The sequence below is a fragment of the uncultured Bacillus sp. genome (assembly GCF_958411575.1).
Classification (GTDB): Bacteria; Bacillota; Bacilli; order Bacillales; family Bacillaceae; genus Bacillus; species Bacillus spizizenii.
In genome coordinates this window covers 151,462-164,550 of sequence record NZ_CATYRA010000008.1, presented here as the reverse complement: position 1 = coordinate 164,550, position 13,089 = coordinate 151,462, and the positions used below count along the sequence as shown (strand labels likewise).

Below are 13,089 nucleotides of genomic sequence, written 5' to 3'. Positions count from 1 at the left end.
AGCTGGTGCTTTTTGTTAAGGAATATCGTAACCCTGTACGGCTGTAAAAATACGGAACCACTGATCATGGTCAAGCTTGTATGCCAAAGCATTTACTGCGGCGGAAATCCGCTCGCGTTTTCCGCTTCCGACAATCGGCATGATGCCGGCCGAATGCGTGAACAGCCATGCGTACATCACCTCGTCCAATGAAGCGGCGCCGATTTCCGTCTGAACGGATTCGAGCGCCGAGCGGACGCGGCGGTCTTTTTCCGTGTCACCAGTGAAAACTTTGCCTCCTGCCAGCGGTGACCAAGCCATCGGCGAAATCCGTTTTTCTTGACACAAGTTCAAAGTGCCGTCCAGAACATTTTCTAATTCATATGCAGAAAGCTCAATTTGGTTGGTCACAAGCTTCTCAGGCAAATACGATTCCAGCATGCGATACTGGTGATCTTTAAAATTTGAAACGCCGAAGTGCCTGACCTTGCCGGAGCATTTCAGCGCTTGAAATGCCTCTGCTACTCCCTCTGGATCCATGAGCGGGTCCGGTCTGTGAATCAGCAACACGTCGATATAATCCGTTCTAAGGTTTAGAAGGGATTGCTCAACAGATGCCAAAATATGTGACTTGCTTGTGTTATAATGATGCGATCTGTGAGCGGGACGTTCAGGTGATTCAAGAACGATGCCGCATTTTGTGACCAGCTCTATGTTTTCCCTTAATCCAGGCGAAAGGGCAAGGGCGTTTCCAAACAGCTTTTCGCACGTATAGCCTCCGTAAATATCCGCATGATCAAAGGTTGTGATGCCGTGATCGATACACCATTCAATGAGGCTGAGCAGCTCGGCATCTGAATAGTTCCATTCATTCAGCCGCCAAAGCCCGTGTATGACTCTTGAAAATTGAAGATCCTCCGCCAATTGAATACGCTGCATGCAAAATCCCTCTTTTCCTTGTATAAACCGGGTCTTGCCCCTTACTAGTTCATTCGGCCTCAGATCCCCTTTTTCCTCTTGCTCCTGTCAAAAAGGCATTTTAATTCGATTGAAATTGCTTTTTCGCTTTTTCAACAACATAGTGGCTGCCGCCGCGGTCCTGCACATTTTGAATCATCATGGCGACAAGCAGGTCTTTGTTTTTGTAATCGTAGCCGACGAACCAGCCATTTTCTGCGCCGTCTTTATCATCTTTTGATGTTTTCAGCTCAGCTGTTCCTGTTTTTCCGGCAACAGTGATTCCTTTCACGACAGGCTGATACGCTGATCCGCGCTCGTCTTCCACAACGCCCTTCAGGCCTTTTGTAATGTCTGCCGCTCCTTCCTTCGTGACCACTTGCTTGTGCCAGACACCTGCTGTTTGTGAGTCTTTTTTGATCAATGTCGGTTTGACAAGATCCCCGTTGTCAACAAATGGCGTGTAAGCAGCTGCCAAGTGAAGAGGAGACATTTGCATTTGCCCTTGTCCGTACCCTGTATCCGCAAGCAAAATGTCTGAATCGAGCTTGCCATTTGCGATAGACGATTGCTGGATCGGGAATTCATATGGAATATCCTCTGAGAAGCCGAACGTTTTCAAGCCTTTTGTGAAGGTGTCCGCTCCCATATCAAGCGCGTTCTGTGCAAAATAAATATTGTCTGACGTGATAAGGGCATTTTCAAGATCAACTTGCTGAAGGCTCTCTGACACACGTGTGACTGAATAGCCGCCCCAGCTTGAATCTTTTTGCCACTCTTTTCCTTTGATGGTTTTCTTCTCATCGGCTTTTAGGGTGCCGTTTTTAATTCCGATGGCAGCCGCAATTGGTTTAATCGTAGAACCCGGTGCATATGTTTTGTTGAATTTTGCTGAAAACGGATTGTTTTTATCTTCGTTTAGTTTTTTCCATTCCTTATCGCTCCAGCCGAAAATAAATCCGTTTGGATCGTAAGAAGGCGCGCTGACAAGTGCGAGTGTTTCGCCTGTCTTCGGCTGCAGTGCGACTGCCGTCCCGCTGTCATCCTTCAGTTCATCATACAGCTTCGTTTGCGTGTTGATATCAATTGTAAGATGAAGATCCTCGCCGTCCTTCGCTTTCTTTTCAGCGATGACTTCTCCGGTTTGCGGCACGTAGATTTTCCATCCGGTTGTGCCTCTTAGCTTGTCTTCATACACATTTTCAAGACCGGCAATGCCGATATTAGACGTATCGCTGTACGTTCCGTCTTTCTTTTTCTTCAGTTCTTCCGCAGTGATGGCGCGGACATAGCCTGTCAAATGGGCTGTCTTTTCGCCATACGGATAATAGCGGGAGCTGACATTCGTTCTTGTTACCCCTTTTAATGATGTCGCCTCAGACACTAATTTTTGCTGGTCCGGCTTGACCTTTTTGACCGGCACAAACGAATCGTCCTTCACCCAGCCTTGATCCAGCTTTTTCTTGATATCGTCTTCAGTCAAATCAAGTTTTTTCGCGAGCTCTTTTATGACTTTTTCTTTTTTGTCGCCAAGCTCTCCGGGAACAACTCCGATTTCTGGAACATCTGTATTGATGGCTAAGCCTTTCCCGTTTTTATCGTAGATTTGGCCGCGTTTTGGTTCAATGCTCATAATTTGTACCGTTTTGTCATCAGCCAGCTGCTTGAAAATAAACGATGGGTCCCAATCTATATTCCATGACTCCTCGTCATCTGTTTTTTCTAATTTCAGCACAGCGGTATTTTTGAAGCTGACCTTGCCCGCATTTGTATCCATGCTGACTTTATACGGGATATGCTTCATCGCCTTGTTGTCTTTATCGTCCTCATCCACTTCTCCCGCAGTGACTTTCAGATTTTTTGCGCCTGCCTGCTCATAGATGGTTTTATACCTGTTGACGAAATCTTTTTTGGAGATTTCTTTTTTGACATCTTTAGTCAGGCTTTGATACATGTCATCGAATTGCTGATCGTTCCACTGTTTCACGAATGCTTCCATGCGATCCTCTGGTGAATCTGCTTTGGAGCATCCGATTAACCCAATCAATCCGACGCATAGAAATACTAGTAGAATACACTTTTTTAACATGACTTTCCCCTGCCTTCCACTTGTTATTTTCTCTTAAATGAATTGGTACGTGCAAGATTTTTTTGAAAATGAAGGAAAAGGTTCACCTATTTTGCAGAAATAACCTGTCGTATGCTGTAGACTATTTGAAAATAGAGAAAGAAGGGATGACATGGTAAGAGAGGCAGCAATGCTACACATTAAAGAAGGGCTTGAACAAGAGTTTGAGGAGGCGTTCCGGCAAGCGGCGCCGATCATTGCCGGCATGAAGGGCTATATCACTCATTCGTTATCAAAATGCATGGAAGAAACACATAAATATCTGCTGCTTGTGGAGTGGGAAACACTTGAGGACCATACGGAAGGCTTTCGCGGTTCTTCAGAGTATCAAGAGTGGAAAGCCTTGCTTCATCGGTTCTATACCCCGTTCCCGACAGTCGAGCATTTTCAGGATGTATAATAGATTTATATAATATGAAGTGTAAAACCGATGAGAGAGACAGACCATACGAAAACGGCGGTATAAATATTAAAAGCGCCTGAGCCGTCGTTTTCTTTTTTGCGCTCTTCAAGCCCCTGCATAAACATGACAGCGCCAAGGAAGACGAGCATGACCGATTGGATAACAGAAGTGTGTTCCGTATATTTAAAAGCAATAAGCGCCAGGGCAATGATGATAACAGCAAAAGACATTTTAAAAATCCGAAACAAAAGGACCATCCTTCCTTATATATGAAATATTGAACGTTATGGCTATATTTGCCTACGCCCTCCATTATTCTAGCGCACTTTACTTGTCTGTAGAACAGAAGAAAGGGAATTTTAAGTTTCTTTTAATATTTCATTCACACATAAAAAACGCGCCCTGTCATAAGGCGCGTTTTCTATGAAACTGACAATTCTTTATAGCCTAACTTGTGAACTGCTTCAGCCATCGCTTGATAGCCTTTGCTGTTCGGATGGACACCGTCAAAGGACAGATATTCCTGTTCGTTACCTTTGAAAATGCTGTAGGCATCCGCGATTTTGACATAGGGCGCTGATGCCAGTGTTTCTAAATGTGAATTAAAAGATGTGATCCATTTGCCAGCGATTTCAATGCCGGGAAACGGATTGTATAAGTTGAACACACGGATGGCGTACGGGGACGGGTTTTCTCCTTTGATCTCAGCGATTTTGGCAATCATCTTTTCAAAATTCTCATGGCAATGGGCGGATACACGGCTGAAAATCGTTTCGTCCTTAGACGTTTGGTAGGCTAAGACCGAATCGATGAGATCGTTTCCGCACCCTGTGATGGTTACCACGTCAGCATCTTGAATGCATTTTTGCACATAGGGATATGACAGGAGCCCCAGAATTTCTTCTGTATTTAAGCCTGATTTGGCAAAGATGGATATTGCCGTTTTTGTTTTCAAGTCGGCTTCCATCATGTCTCCGAAACGGTGGACGAAGCCGGGAGAAAGCAGCCCGGAGCCTCTTCCTGTCGTCAAAGAATCCCCCAGTGCTGTATATCGAAGCACCATGTTCTTTCCTCCACTCCTGAACGTCGATACGTTAATGTACGCAGCGAAGAAAAGATCGGCTACTTATGAATACCCTATTTTTCTGGAAATCTGTAAAGCGGCATCCTTCACCTTTTCTGTTAAATAAGGCAGCCTGTCTTCTGTAAATCTCGCTTCAAAGCCTGCAATGCTGATGCCGGCTGCTACTTGGCGCTTATGGTTAAAGATCGGGGCGCCGATAGCCGCTGTATAGTTTTCGAGCTCTGAATAGCTGACGGTATAGCCATTTTGAACAGAGGCATCAATCTCCTGCAACAGTTTTTCGGGATCGGTAATCGTTCCGGAGCCAATTGAAATGAGCTCCGTTTGTTTGATATATGTTTCGATTTCTTCACGGGGGAGAAAGGACAAAATGCTTCTGGCGCAGGCTCCCGCATACAGAGGAGAACGTCTGCCGATCGCCGTGTACAGCCGCACAGTCTGTGTCCCTTCTATTTTCTCAACGTATATCGCTTCATTGCCGTCCCTCATGATCAATTGCACGGCCTCATCCACTTCCCGGCACAGCTCTTCCATCACCGGTTTCGCTATTTTTCTGATATCCAGCCTGTCGGCGACAAGCTGTCCGAATTCCAAAAACACCAGTCCCAGCGAATAAGCGCCGGACGAATCCCGATTGAGGAACCCCATTTCCTCCAAAGAGCTGATCATCCGATGAACAGAGGTTTTCGGCATACCTGACAGCGATACCAGTTCACTTAAGGTAAGGCTTGGTTCATGCAAAAACAAATTAAGCAGATCCATAGATTTGACTACGGTTTTGTTTTTATTCTGCATCATTCATCCCCTTTGTTATGTCAGCCATTCCATCTTCATTCTCGTTTTCAGTTCTTTTATATGCTGTTCCCGTTCAATCGCAAGCGCTTCCGCTTCTTGAAGGGATACAGGCTCAAACTGGACGTGCTCGCCCGGCATGATTTGGGAGACAATCGGAAGATCAGCGGATATGATATGCGCGATCCTCGGATAGCCGCCGGTCGTTTGCCGGTCTGCAAGCAGGATAATCGGGTTGCCGTCAGGCGGCACCTGAACTGTTCCAAACGAAACCGCTTCCGACACCATCTCAAGCGGTGCCTTCAATTCGAGCGGCTCTCCTTTGAGCCTGTAGCCCATACGGTCGGACTGTGGCGTGACACGAAATGTTTCTTCATAAAAACGCGTTTTCGATTCTTCTGTAAAAAAGCCGAATTGTTTTCCTTCCAGCACCCGAATAACAGGATTCTTTTTCAATGGCAGAAACCTCCCGCGGCTGACCGACCATTTCGGCGCTGCAAATCCCTGTTTTCCAAGCTGCGGGCTTAATTGGGAAATAATGGCTTTCGAAAGAGATGACGTCTCTCCAATGGATAGTTCATCTTCCTTTTGAAGCGCTCTGCCATGAAGCCCGCCGATCCCTGCTCTGACGTACGTGCTTTTGCTTTCCATGACGGCAGGCACATCGAAGCCGCCGGCTGTTGCTAAATACGCACGGCTGCCGAGTTTGCAGGGACCAAAGCTGACCGTGCTGTTTTCCTTGACGAGCACAGGCTTCCATAAAGGCGCTTCCTCGTCATTAATACGCAAAGTGAAGTCCGCCCCTGTCACCGCAATCAACGTCGTTTTTGAAACATAAAACGACGGACCGGGCCCCATCAGCGTAATTTCAAGACCGGCTTCATTTTCGCTATTGCCGATCAGCAGATTGGCAATGCGCAGCGAAACCGTGTCCATGGCTCCGCTCGCCAGAACGCCGTATTTTTGATACCCCGTTCTGCCTATATCCTGAACCGTTGTGAGCAGTCCGGGCTTTAACACTTTCATGCTCAATTGGACTCCTCCTTATAGGCGTGATAGTCATCCTCTGAGATGCGTACGAATTTAACAATATCTCCCGCCCTCAATAACGTCGGCGGGTTTTCCTGTGGCCGGAACAGAGCCAATGGCGTTTTGCCGATCAGCTGCCAGCCGCCCGGCGTTGAAATCGGATAAACACCTGTTTGCATTCCCGCAATTCCAACTGAACCGGCGGGAATCGACGGCCTTGGCGAAGATTTCCTTGGAGCGGCGATGCGTTTGGACATCCCGCCTAAAAAAGGAAAACCAGGTGCAAAGCCAAGCATATACACCACATATTCGCCGCTTGTATGAATGTCGATGACTTCCTCCGTTGACAGCTGATTGATTTTCGCCACCTCTTCTAAATCCGGACCGAATTCACCGCCATAGCAGACAGGGATTTCTACAATACGGCGGTTGTTCTCATAGTCTATAGCTATTTCCTTCAGCCGTCCTTCAACATCGCGCTTGACCTTCTCAAAAGGTGAACTTATGCCTTGAGGCAAATGCTTGTACACTTCATACATATCATAAAATACCGTCAGACTTGTAAAAGCCGGGATGCATTCAATGAATCCCGGAAATGGCTGTTCTTCTATATAAGCGGCCGCGGCATGGACAAGGCCGTTAACCTGCTCGTTTATTTCTTCTCCAAATCGGATCATCATTGCAGAATCACCGAGCAGCTCGATTTGAAATTGTTCAGTCATCTTTCTCACCTCTTTTTATTTCTCGTTCATTTGGAGGACGAGAGGTTACAGCACCGCAAGCGACTCGTCTCGAATATCTGTGATGAGCATGTGCCCCGGCGCATGTGTGATGACCATTTCAGGTTTTACATTCATAGCCACGGCTTGTGGTGTCACCCCGCATGCCCAAAAAACAGGAACCTCGCCTTCACGAATGGAGACGGCATCTCCAAAATCCGGCTTGTCCAGATCGCGAATGCCGATTGCTCCCGGATTGCCGATATGGATCGGCCCCCCGTGCACAGCCAGAAAACGTGAGGTCACTTGTGCAGCGCGTACAGCCAGCCGTTCTGGAACAGGTCTCATGCTGACAACCATCTGTCCTTGAAACGCTCCTGCCGGAACACAAGCGATATTCGTTTGATACATCGGGACGTTTGTCCCCTCATCAATATGCCGGACAGCTATTCCATTATTGATCAGCGCCTGTTCAAAAGAGAAACTGCATCCGATCAGAAAGCCGACAAAGTCATCCTCCCAGTATGGCGTAATATCAGATACTTCTTCCGTCAAGATACCCTGCCTGTAAATACGGTATTTTGGAAAGTCCGTTCTGATATCAGCATCCGGCGCGACCAGCGACGGCACTGGCGAACCCGCTTCTGTCACATCCAGCACAGGACAGGGTTTTTGGTTCCGCTGGCAAAACAGCAGGAAGTCAAACGCAAGGTCTTTCTTCAAAATCACAAGATTCGCTTGGGCATAGCCGCCGGACATCCCTGCGGTCGGCCCGGTTATTTTTCCCTCTCGTATCAAGGCGCGCACATCATTCGGCGCCATTTTATTTAATTGCTCCACCTTTATCAGCTCCACAATTGAGGAAGTTGTGTAAATAACGTGTAGACTCCCATAATCGCCATTACGATCACAACCAGTGCACCTGAAACGGTCAGCCAAAGCGGATGCTTATAATCACCAATAATCTTTTTCTTATATGCGGCAATAAGCAGCGTTCCGAGCGCAATCGGCAGAATTAAGCCATTCAGTGATCCGACAAGCACGAGGATTTTCGCAGGCTGTCCGATTGTGACAAAAGCTAACGTAGAAATCACGATAAACCCGATAATAATGCCGCGTGAATTCCTTTCAATTTTTGGAGAAAAGGTTTTAAAGAACGAAACAGACGTATAAGCTGCCCCGATAACAGAGGTAATGGCCGCAGACCACATGATCAATCCGAAAATTTTATAACCAACATTTCCCGCTGCCAGTTGGAACACTGAGGCCGCCGGGTTGCTTTCGTCAATATGCAGGCCTTTTGAAACAACGCCGAGCACAGCTAAGAAAAGGGCAATTCGCATAACAGATGTAATTAAAATTCCGGCAACTGAGCTTTTTGTCACCTGCGGAATCGCTTCCTTCCCTTTAATGCCAGCATCCAGTAAGCGGTGTCCCCCAGCAAACGTGATGTATCCGCCAACTGTCCCGCCAACAAGTGTTACAATTGCGAATATACTGATTTGTTCAGGGGCAAAGGTGTTTGCCGCAGCCTGTCCGACTGGCGGTGCAGACGTGATTGCGACGAACAGCGTTAAGATGATCATGGCAAAGCCCGCAATTTGCGTAAAGCGGTCCATCGCTTTTCCTGCTTCTTTAATTAAAAAGATTAAAATGGCAACGACAGCACTGATCAAAGCGCCTGTTTCTGGTGTAATGCCGAACAGAACTTGAAGTCCGAGACCGGCCCCTCCGATATTCCCGATATTAAAAGCTAGTCCGCCAAGCACGACGAGAATGGCGATGAAATACCCCAGTCCCGGAAGCACCATATTCGCAATTTCCTGGCCGCGTTTTCCAGACACTGCGATGATGCGCCAAACATTGGTTTGGGCGAAAATATCTAAAATAATAGAGATTAAGATGACAAAACCGAAGCTTGCCGCAAGTGTGTTTGTGAATGTTGCGGTTTGTGTCAGGAAACCAGGGCCGATCGCCGAAGTGGCCATTAAAAAGGCGGCACCCATCAGCAATGACCAGCTGCCCGCTTTTTTTCCTGCTGTGTTTTTCTGCTGCTCCATCTATTGAACCTCCTTTATGTTGACTTCTGTGCTGAAATAGCCGTCACTTCAATTCCTGCCGCGTTGAGTTCTTTTCTGATTTTTTGCGCAAATGTCAGCGCGTGGGCTCCATCTCCATGGATGCAAACGGTATCTGCTTTTAATGTCACATCATGTCCTTGCTGAGATGTGACCGCCCCTTCTTTCACCATTTTGATCACCTGGGTGACGGCGGCATCATCACTTTCAATGAGTGCGTCCGGCTGGGAGCGCGGTGTCAGCGTGCCGTCCGCTTGGTATGTTCTATCGGCGAAGACTTCATTTGCCGTCTGAAGTCCGATCCGTTCCCCCGCTTTTACGAGCTCGCTCTCAGCAAGACCGAAAAGAACCAGGGCGGGATCAACCTTATAGACAGCTTTCGCGATAGCGTCCGACAGCTTTTGATTGACTGCCGCCATATTGTATAAAGCACCATGCGGCTTGACGTGCTGCATGTGAAGTCCCTCTGCTTTTAGAAAACCAGAGAGAGCGCCAATTTGATAGACGACGAGATCATACGCTTCCTCAGGGGAAATCGCCATATTGCGGCGCCCAAAACCGAGTAAATCCGGCAAGCCCGGATGTGCGCCAATTTTCACGCCTTTTTCAGCCGCAAGCGCGACGGTTTTCCGCATGACACTAGGATCCCCTGCATGAAATCCGCATGCAATGTTCGCTGATGTGACATACTCTAAAATATCTTGGTCAAGGCCTATCGTGTAGGCTCCGAAGCTTTCTCCTAAATCACAGTTCAAATCAACCTGAAACACAGAATCCCTCCTGCCAAAGCAAACGATATGCTTTATGTATTTATTGTTCCGAAATTCGGAATGACTATTCCGAATTTTTGAACTTTGCTTCATTATAATTCAATCATATCAGTTTGTGAAATACTTTTGTCAGAAAACCTACCATGGTCCCAGAAGAAAACCTGCCAAACTAAAAAAAGAGAGTCCATTTAGGACTCCCTTTTTTTATAGTACCCAATGGCGAATCGCTTTAGCGACACCATCCTCAATATTTGTATCCGTGATCCAATCAGCCGTTTCTTTCACGGTGTCTTGCGCATTGCCCATCGCGACGCCCAGACCCGCTTCTTTGATCATCGCGATGTCATTAAGGCTGTCACCCATCGCCATCACATTCTCCATCGTAAAGCCGAGTTTTTCAGAAACCTTCGCAAGGGCTGCGGCTTTATTAATGCCAAGCGCGTTGACTTCAATGTTTGTCGGGCTTGAATTTGTGATTTCGAGCTCTTTGTTTTTTCTCAGCTCCTCCAGCACTTCGTTTCGGATGTCGTCATCCTCAATGTCAAAGCCGAATTTGAGCCATTCATGATCTGTGATGTTTTCCGGAAACTCGCCTCTCCATACTTTATTCACGGTAGAAGCCCAGAAATTGGTGTTGTGCTTATTCCGCAAATCCCACATCATTTGAATATGATCTGTATGGAGCAGCTTGCGTTCCACCAAATTAAAATTCGAGTCCCAGATTTCGCTGCCGTTTGCCGTGATTAAAAAGGATGACAGCTTCAGCGATTCCGCCAGCTCCCGGCACGTCATGAGCGTCCGGCCCGTACTGATCACTACGTACACGCCCTTATCCTCGGCTTCACGAATGGCTTTACGGTTTTCATCCGAGATCAGCTGCTCGTCATTCAGCAGCGTTCCATCCATATCAATTGCGATCAGCTTGATATCTACATCTTCTCTTTGAATAGACATATATGTACCTCTCTTTGCCTTTTTGTTGTTCTTCTTTCTATTCTAATACATTATACCCAGCGGAACAAAAAAGTGATTTCACATGTTTGAGGTGCGCTGATAAAAGGAAAACAAACGGTGAGGTGATGAAACATGGCAGAAAGAAAACAGCAAAACCGGCCAAATGAAAACCCCGAACACAATGACTTAACCGATCCGATTCCGAATGAAGAGCTAAAGGAAAACATGAATGATGAAAAACACAAACGGCAGCAAAGAGATGACTCACAAAGCGAACGGGATTACGATACGAAATAATAGAACCCCTCACAAATGTTGTGAAGGGTTTTTTTCATTTTTCAATATAAATGCCGATTTCAGCTTCAGCAACAGGCTGCCCGCCCACTGACGCCTTGGCATGTCCAAACACAAACCCGCGCCGATTGCGTGTAACTTCAAACGTTAGATCAAGCCGGTCACCGGGCATGGCCGCACCCAGTTTTTCCGCTTTCTTCACGGAAGACAATAAGCCTAAGCTGTTCTCATCCGTAATCCCTGTAAAAGCCGCGGTTTGCGCAAGTGCTTCAATCACAAGTGAAAACGGCATTTCTGTTTGCGTGTCAGTGATAAACCAGTCGTTCTCACTGATCAGCTTATACGCTGCCGCATGTTTGCCGGGCTCGCTTTCCTTCACGCCATCAATAAACAAAAACGGATAGCGATGAGGCAAAGATAATGAGTTCATTTTATTTCTCCTTTTTCGACTATTATATATCAGCCTTAAGCTGAACAATGGGATATAATGAAAAAAATGCAAAAGGAGACCGTTATGCTCCAAAAACCGCTCGTCATTCTCGCACACGAAATATACGGTGTAAACAGCCATATGAAAAAGATGGCCAAGCTGATCAAAATGGCTGGATATGATGTGATAACACCCAACCTGCTCGGAGATGGTGAAGTCTACTCACTGCAAGAGGAAAACACAGCATATGAACAGTTTACAAAACATAAACGGCTGAAAACAGGAGAAACCATCATTCAGAACGTGATCAGGCAAAACGCCGGACGGCAAATCTTTGTGATTGGATTCAGCGCGGGCGCAACGATTGCATGGAAATGCAGCAGTATGCCTGAGGTGAGCGGAGCTGTTTGTTATTACGGTTCCCGGATACGCGATTCTCTTCATCACGTGCCAGTCTGCCCGGTCCTATTGTTTTTCCCTTCATATGAACCGTCGTTTGATGTTGCGGTTCTTATCAAAAAACTGAGGGAACAACAGCATCCCAATTTGGAGATTTATCAATTTGATGCTCTTCATGGCTTTGCCAATCCCGAGTCGGTTTATTTTGACAGGCCACTCTTCTTCAAAACGCTTTCCATCATCAAAAACGAGGCAGAAAAACCGCCCCGCTCTGTTTTATCAAAGTTTTCTTAAACGCGTACAGATTTCATCAGTGACCTCAGCCGTTGTGCTTTGTCTGCCATGTCGCGTGTTTTGATGCCGTCAGCTGTTATCCGTTTTATTTTGCTTGTCTCATCTCACCGAACGGATAAAAGACGAGAGATTCAGTACCGATGATATCTTCATCAGATGGCATCCCCATTCCGTTTCTGCTATCCAACGAATTGAGACGGTTATCTCCCATTACAAAATATTTGCCGGATGGAACCTCAACTTCGAAGTCACCTGTTAAGGTTACACCCAACTCTTCGACCTCTTGTTTTTGTTCCAATAGGTACGGTTCTTCCACCTTTTTACCATTTATGTATAGCTGATCATCCTTCATTTTAATGCTGTCACCAGGCAAACCGATTAATCGTTTGACAAATGAACGGCCGCTCATTTTATCATGAATGACTATGATGTCCCCTCTGTGAAACCCGCCTGTATATTTGGCTGCTTTGTCAACCAGAATTCTTTCTGAGTCTTTAAGAGTCGGAGCCATTGATGAGCCTTCAACGAGAAAGGGCTTGTAAAATACCATTCTGATCGTAAAAATGAGCGCTGCGATAAAAATGATACTGAGTACAACGATCCATTTGGTTTTTATTTTTTTCTTTAACGTGATTGTTTTTGCATTCAACTTCCTTCACCCGATACCTTCCTAAGAATTCCAAATCATTATACAGCATTTGGATCTTCTTGGTTAGTCTTTTGCGGACATTTTCATAAGGAAATTGTTTGGACGGGGCAACCATCCGCCCCGCCCTGTT

The 13,089-nt window shown here is 46.4% G+C and carries 16 protein-coding genes and 1 pseudogene; 3 read left to right on the top strand and 14 right to left on the bottom strand.

The window, feature by feature from the left end:
* Positions 1–15: 15 nt before the first annotated feature.
* Both Q5C82_RS14595 and pbpC read right to left on the bottom strand, forming a co-directional pair.
* Entirely contained in the window at positions 16–918 is a 903-nt protein-coding gene (locus tag Q5C82_RS14595; protein WP_003225074.1) for an aldo/keto reductase family oxidoreductase, read from the bottom strand.
* Between the two features lie 100 nt (positions 919–1,018).
* Positions 1,019–3,025, bottom strand: coding sequence for a penicillin-binding protein 3 (pbpC, locus tag Q5C82_RS14590; protein ID WP_032727245.1), 2,007 nt, complete (start codon positions 3,023–3,025; stop codon positions 1,019–1,021).
* 151 nt (positions 3,026–3,176) lie between these two features.
* Here pbpC and Q5C82_RS14585 point away from each other — a divergent pair, with 151 nt between their 5' ends.
* Positions 3,177–3,464 (top strand): antibiotic biosynthesis monooxygenase, encoded by a 288-nt coding sequence (locus Q5C82_RS14585; protein ID WP_003225070.1) that lies wholly within the window; start codon positions 3,177–3,179, stop codon positions 3,462–3,464.
* 5 nt (positions 3,465–3,469) lie between these two features.
* On the opposite strand, the gene Q5C82_RS14580 is transcribed toward Q5C82_RS14585, so the two are convergent.
* The 9 genes from Q5C82_RS14580 to Q5C82_RS14540 all read right to left on the bottom strand — a co-directional run bounded on the left by Q5C82_RS14580 (position 3,470) and on the right by Q5C82_RS14540 (position 10,893).
* Positions 3,470–3,715 (bottom strand): YczI family protein, encoded by a 246-nt coding sequence (locus tag Q5C82_RS14580; protein ID WP_003225068.1) that lies wholly within the window; start codon positions 3,713–3,715, stop codon positions 3,470–3,472.
* Positions 3,716–3,888: 173 nt separating this feature from the next.
* Positions 3,889–4,530: an SGNH/GDSL hydrolase family protein gene (locus Q5C82_RS14575; RefSeq protein WP_003225066.1), complete on the bottom strand. Its 642-nt coding sequence runs from the start codon at positions 4,528–4,530 to the stop codon at positions 3,889–3,891.
* A 63-nt stretch (positions 4,531–4,593) separates the two neighbouring features.
* Positions 4,594–5,346 (bottom strand): IclR family transcriptional regulator, encoded by a 753-nt coding sequence (locus tag Q5C82_RS14570; protein ID WP_003225063.1) that lies wholly within the window; start codon positions 5,344–5,346, stop codon positions 4,594–4,596.
* A 15-nt stretch (positions 5,347–5,361) separates the two neighbouring features.
* The gene (locus Q5C82_RS14565) at positions 5,362–6,369 is read right to left on the bottom strand and encodes a biotin-dependent carboxyltransferase family protein (RefSeq protein WP_079996506.1); all 1,008 of its coding nucleotides are present in this window, start codon (positions 6,367–6,369) and stop codon (positions 5,362–5,364) included.
* 2 nt (positions 6,370–6,371) lie between these two features.
* The gene (pxpB, locus tag Q5C82_RS14560; protein WP_003225059.1) at positions 6,372–7,094 is read right to left on the bottom strand and encodes a 5-oxoprolinase subunit B; all 723 of its coding nucleotides are present in this window, start codon (positions 7,092–7,094) and stop codon (positions 6,372–6,374) included.
* A gap of 45 nt (positions 7,095–7,139) precedes the next feature.
* Positions 7,140–7,931, bottom strand: coding sequence for a putative hydro-lyase (locus tag Q5C82_RS14555; protein ID WP_003225057.1), 792 nt, complete (start codon positions 7,929–7,931; stop codon positions 7,140–7,142).
* 5 nt (positions 7,932–7,936) lie between these two features.
* Positions 7,937–9,151, bottom strand: a complete 1,215-nt coding sequence (locus Q5C82_RS14550; protein ID WP_003225054.1) for an NRAMP family divalent metal transporter — start codon at positions 9,149–9,151, stop codon at positions 7,937–7,939.
* 14 nt (positions 9,152–9,165) lie between these two features.
* Complete coding sequence (gene pxpA / locus Q5C82_RS14545; protein ID WP_003225052.1) at positions 9,166–9,939, bottom strand: 5-oxoprolinase subunit PpxA; 774 nt, start codon at positions 9,937–9,939, stop codon at positions 9,166–9,168.
* Between the two features lie 204 nt (positions 9,940–10,143).
* Positions 10,144–10,893 carry a Cof-type HAD-IIB family hydrolase gene (locus Q5C82_RS14540; protein WP_003225050.1) on the bottom strand — a complete coding sequence of 250 codons (750 nt, stop codon included), beginning with the start codon at positions 10,891–10,893 and terminating at the stop codon, positions 10,144–10,146.
* A gap of 132 nt (positions 10,894–11,025) precedes the next feature.
* On the opposite strand from Q5C82_RS14540, the gene Q5C82_RS14535 reads away from it, so the two are divergent.
* The gene (locus tag Q5C82_RS14535) at positions 11,026–11,190 is read left to right on the top strand and encodes a hypothetical protein (protein ID WP_003225049.1); all 165 of its coding nucleotides are present in this window, start codon (positions 11,026–11,028) and stop codon (positions 11,188–11,190) included.
* 34 nt (positions 11,191–11,224) lie between these two features.
* Here Q5C82_RS14535 and Q5C82_RS14530 read toward each other — a convergent pair whose 3' ends face one another.
* Positions 11,225–11,617 carry a 3-hydroxyacyl-ACP dehydratase FabZ family protein gene (locus tag Q5C82_RS14530; protein ID WP_003225047.1) on the bottom strand — a complete coding sequence of 131 codons (393 nt, stop codon included), beginning with the start codon at positions 11,615–11,617 and terminating at the stop codon, positions 11,225–11,227.
* 84 nt (positions 11,618–11,701) lie between these two features.
* Here Q5C82_RS14530 and Q5C82_RS14525 point away from each other — a divergent pair, with 84 nt between their 5' ends.
* Positions 11,702–12,310, top strand: a complete 609-nt coding sequence (locus tag Q5C82_RS14525) for a dienelactone hydrolase family protein (RefSeq protein WP_003225045.1) — start codon at positions 11,702–11,704, stop codon at positions 12,308–12,310.
* Here Q5C82_RS14525 and Q5C82_RS14520 read toward each other — a convergent pair.
* Positions 12,296–12,396 (bottom strand): annotated as a pseudogene (locus Q5C82_RS14520) (hypothetical protein); the annotation flags it as partial. The gene Q5C82_RS14525 and the pseudogene Q5C82_RS14520 overlap by 15 nt on opposite strands.
* Entirely contained in the window at positions 12,396–12,959 is a 564-nt protein-coding gene (sipU, locus tag Q5C82_RS14515; protein ID WP_003225043.1) for a signal peptidase I sipU, read from the bottom strand. The pseudogene Q5C82_RS14520 and the gene sipU, both read right to left, overlap by 1 nt.
* Positions 12,960–13,089: the final 130 nt, after the last annotated feature.

Excerpts from the sequence above, each read along its gene's own strand:
- Q5C82_RS14595 (WP_003225074.1), bottom strand. The coding sequence starts at position 918 with ATGCAGCGTATTCAATTGGCGGAGGATCTTCAATTTTCAAGAGTCATA.
- pbpC (WP_032727245.1), bottom strand. The coding sequence starts at position 3,025 with ATGTTAAAAAAGTGTATTCTACTAGTATTTCTATGCGTCGGATTGATT.
- Q5C82_RS14585 (WP_003225070.1), top strand. The coding sequence starts at position 3,177 with ATGGTAAGAGAGGCAGCAATGCTACACATTAAAGAAGGGCTTGAACAA.
- Q5C82_RS14575 (WP_003225066.1), bottom strand. The coding sequence starts at position 4,530 with ATGGTGCTTCGATATACAGCACTGGGGGATTCTTTGACGACAGGAAGA.
- Q5C82_RS14570 (WP_003225063.1), bottom strand. The coding sequence starts at position 5,346 with ATGCAGAATAAAAACAAAACCGTAGTCAAATCTATGGATCTGCTTAAT.
- Q5C82_RS14565 (WP_079996506.1), bottom strand. The coding sequence starts at position 6,369 with ATGAAAGTGTTAAAGCCCGGACTGCTCACAACGGTTCAGGATATAGGC.
- pxpB (WP_003225059.1), bottom strand. The coding sequence starts at position 7,094 with ATGACTGAACAATTTCAAATCGAGCTGCTCGGTGATTCTGCAATGATG.
- Q5C82_RS14550 (WP_003225054.1), bottom strand. The coding sequence starts at position 9,151 with ATGGAGCAGCAGAAAAACACAGCAGGAAAAAAAGCGGGCAGCTGGTCA.
- Q5C82_RS14540 (WP_003225050.1), bottom strand. The coding sequence starts at position 10,893 with ATGTCTATTCAAAGAGAAGATGTAGATATCAAGCTGATCGCAATTGAT.
- Q5C82_RS14535 (WP_003225049.1), top strand. The coding sequence starts at position 11,026 with ATGGCAGAAAGAAAACAGCAAAACCGGCCAAATGAAAACCCCGAACAC.
- Q5C82_RS14530 (WP_003225047.1), bottom strand. The coding sequence starts at position 11,617 with ATGAACTCATTATCTTTGCCTCATCGCTATCCGTTTTTGTTTATTGAT.
- Q5C82_RS14525 (WP_003225045.1), top strand. The coding sequence starts at position 11,702 with ATGCTCCAAAAACCGCTCGTCATTCTCGCACACGAAATATACGGTGTA.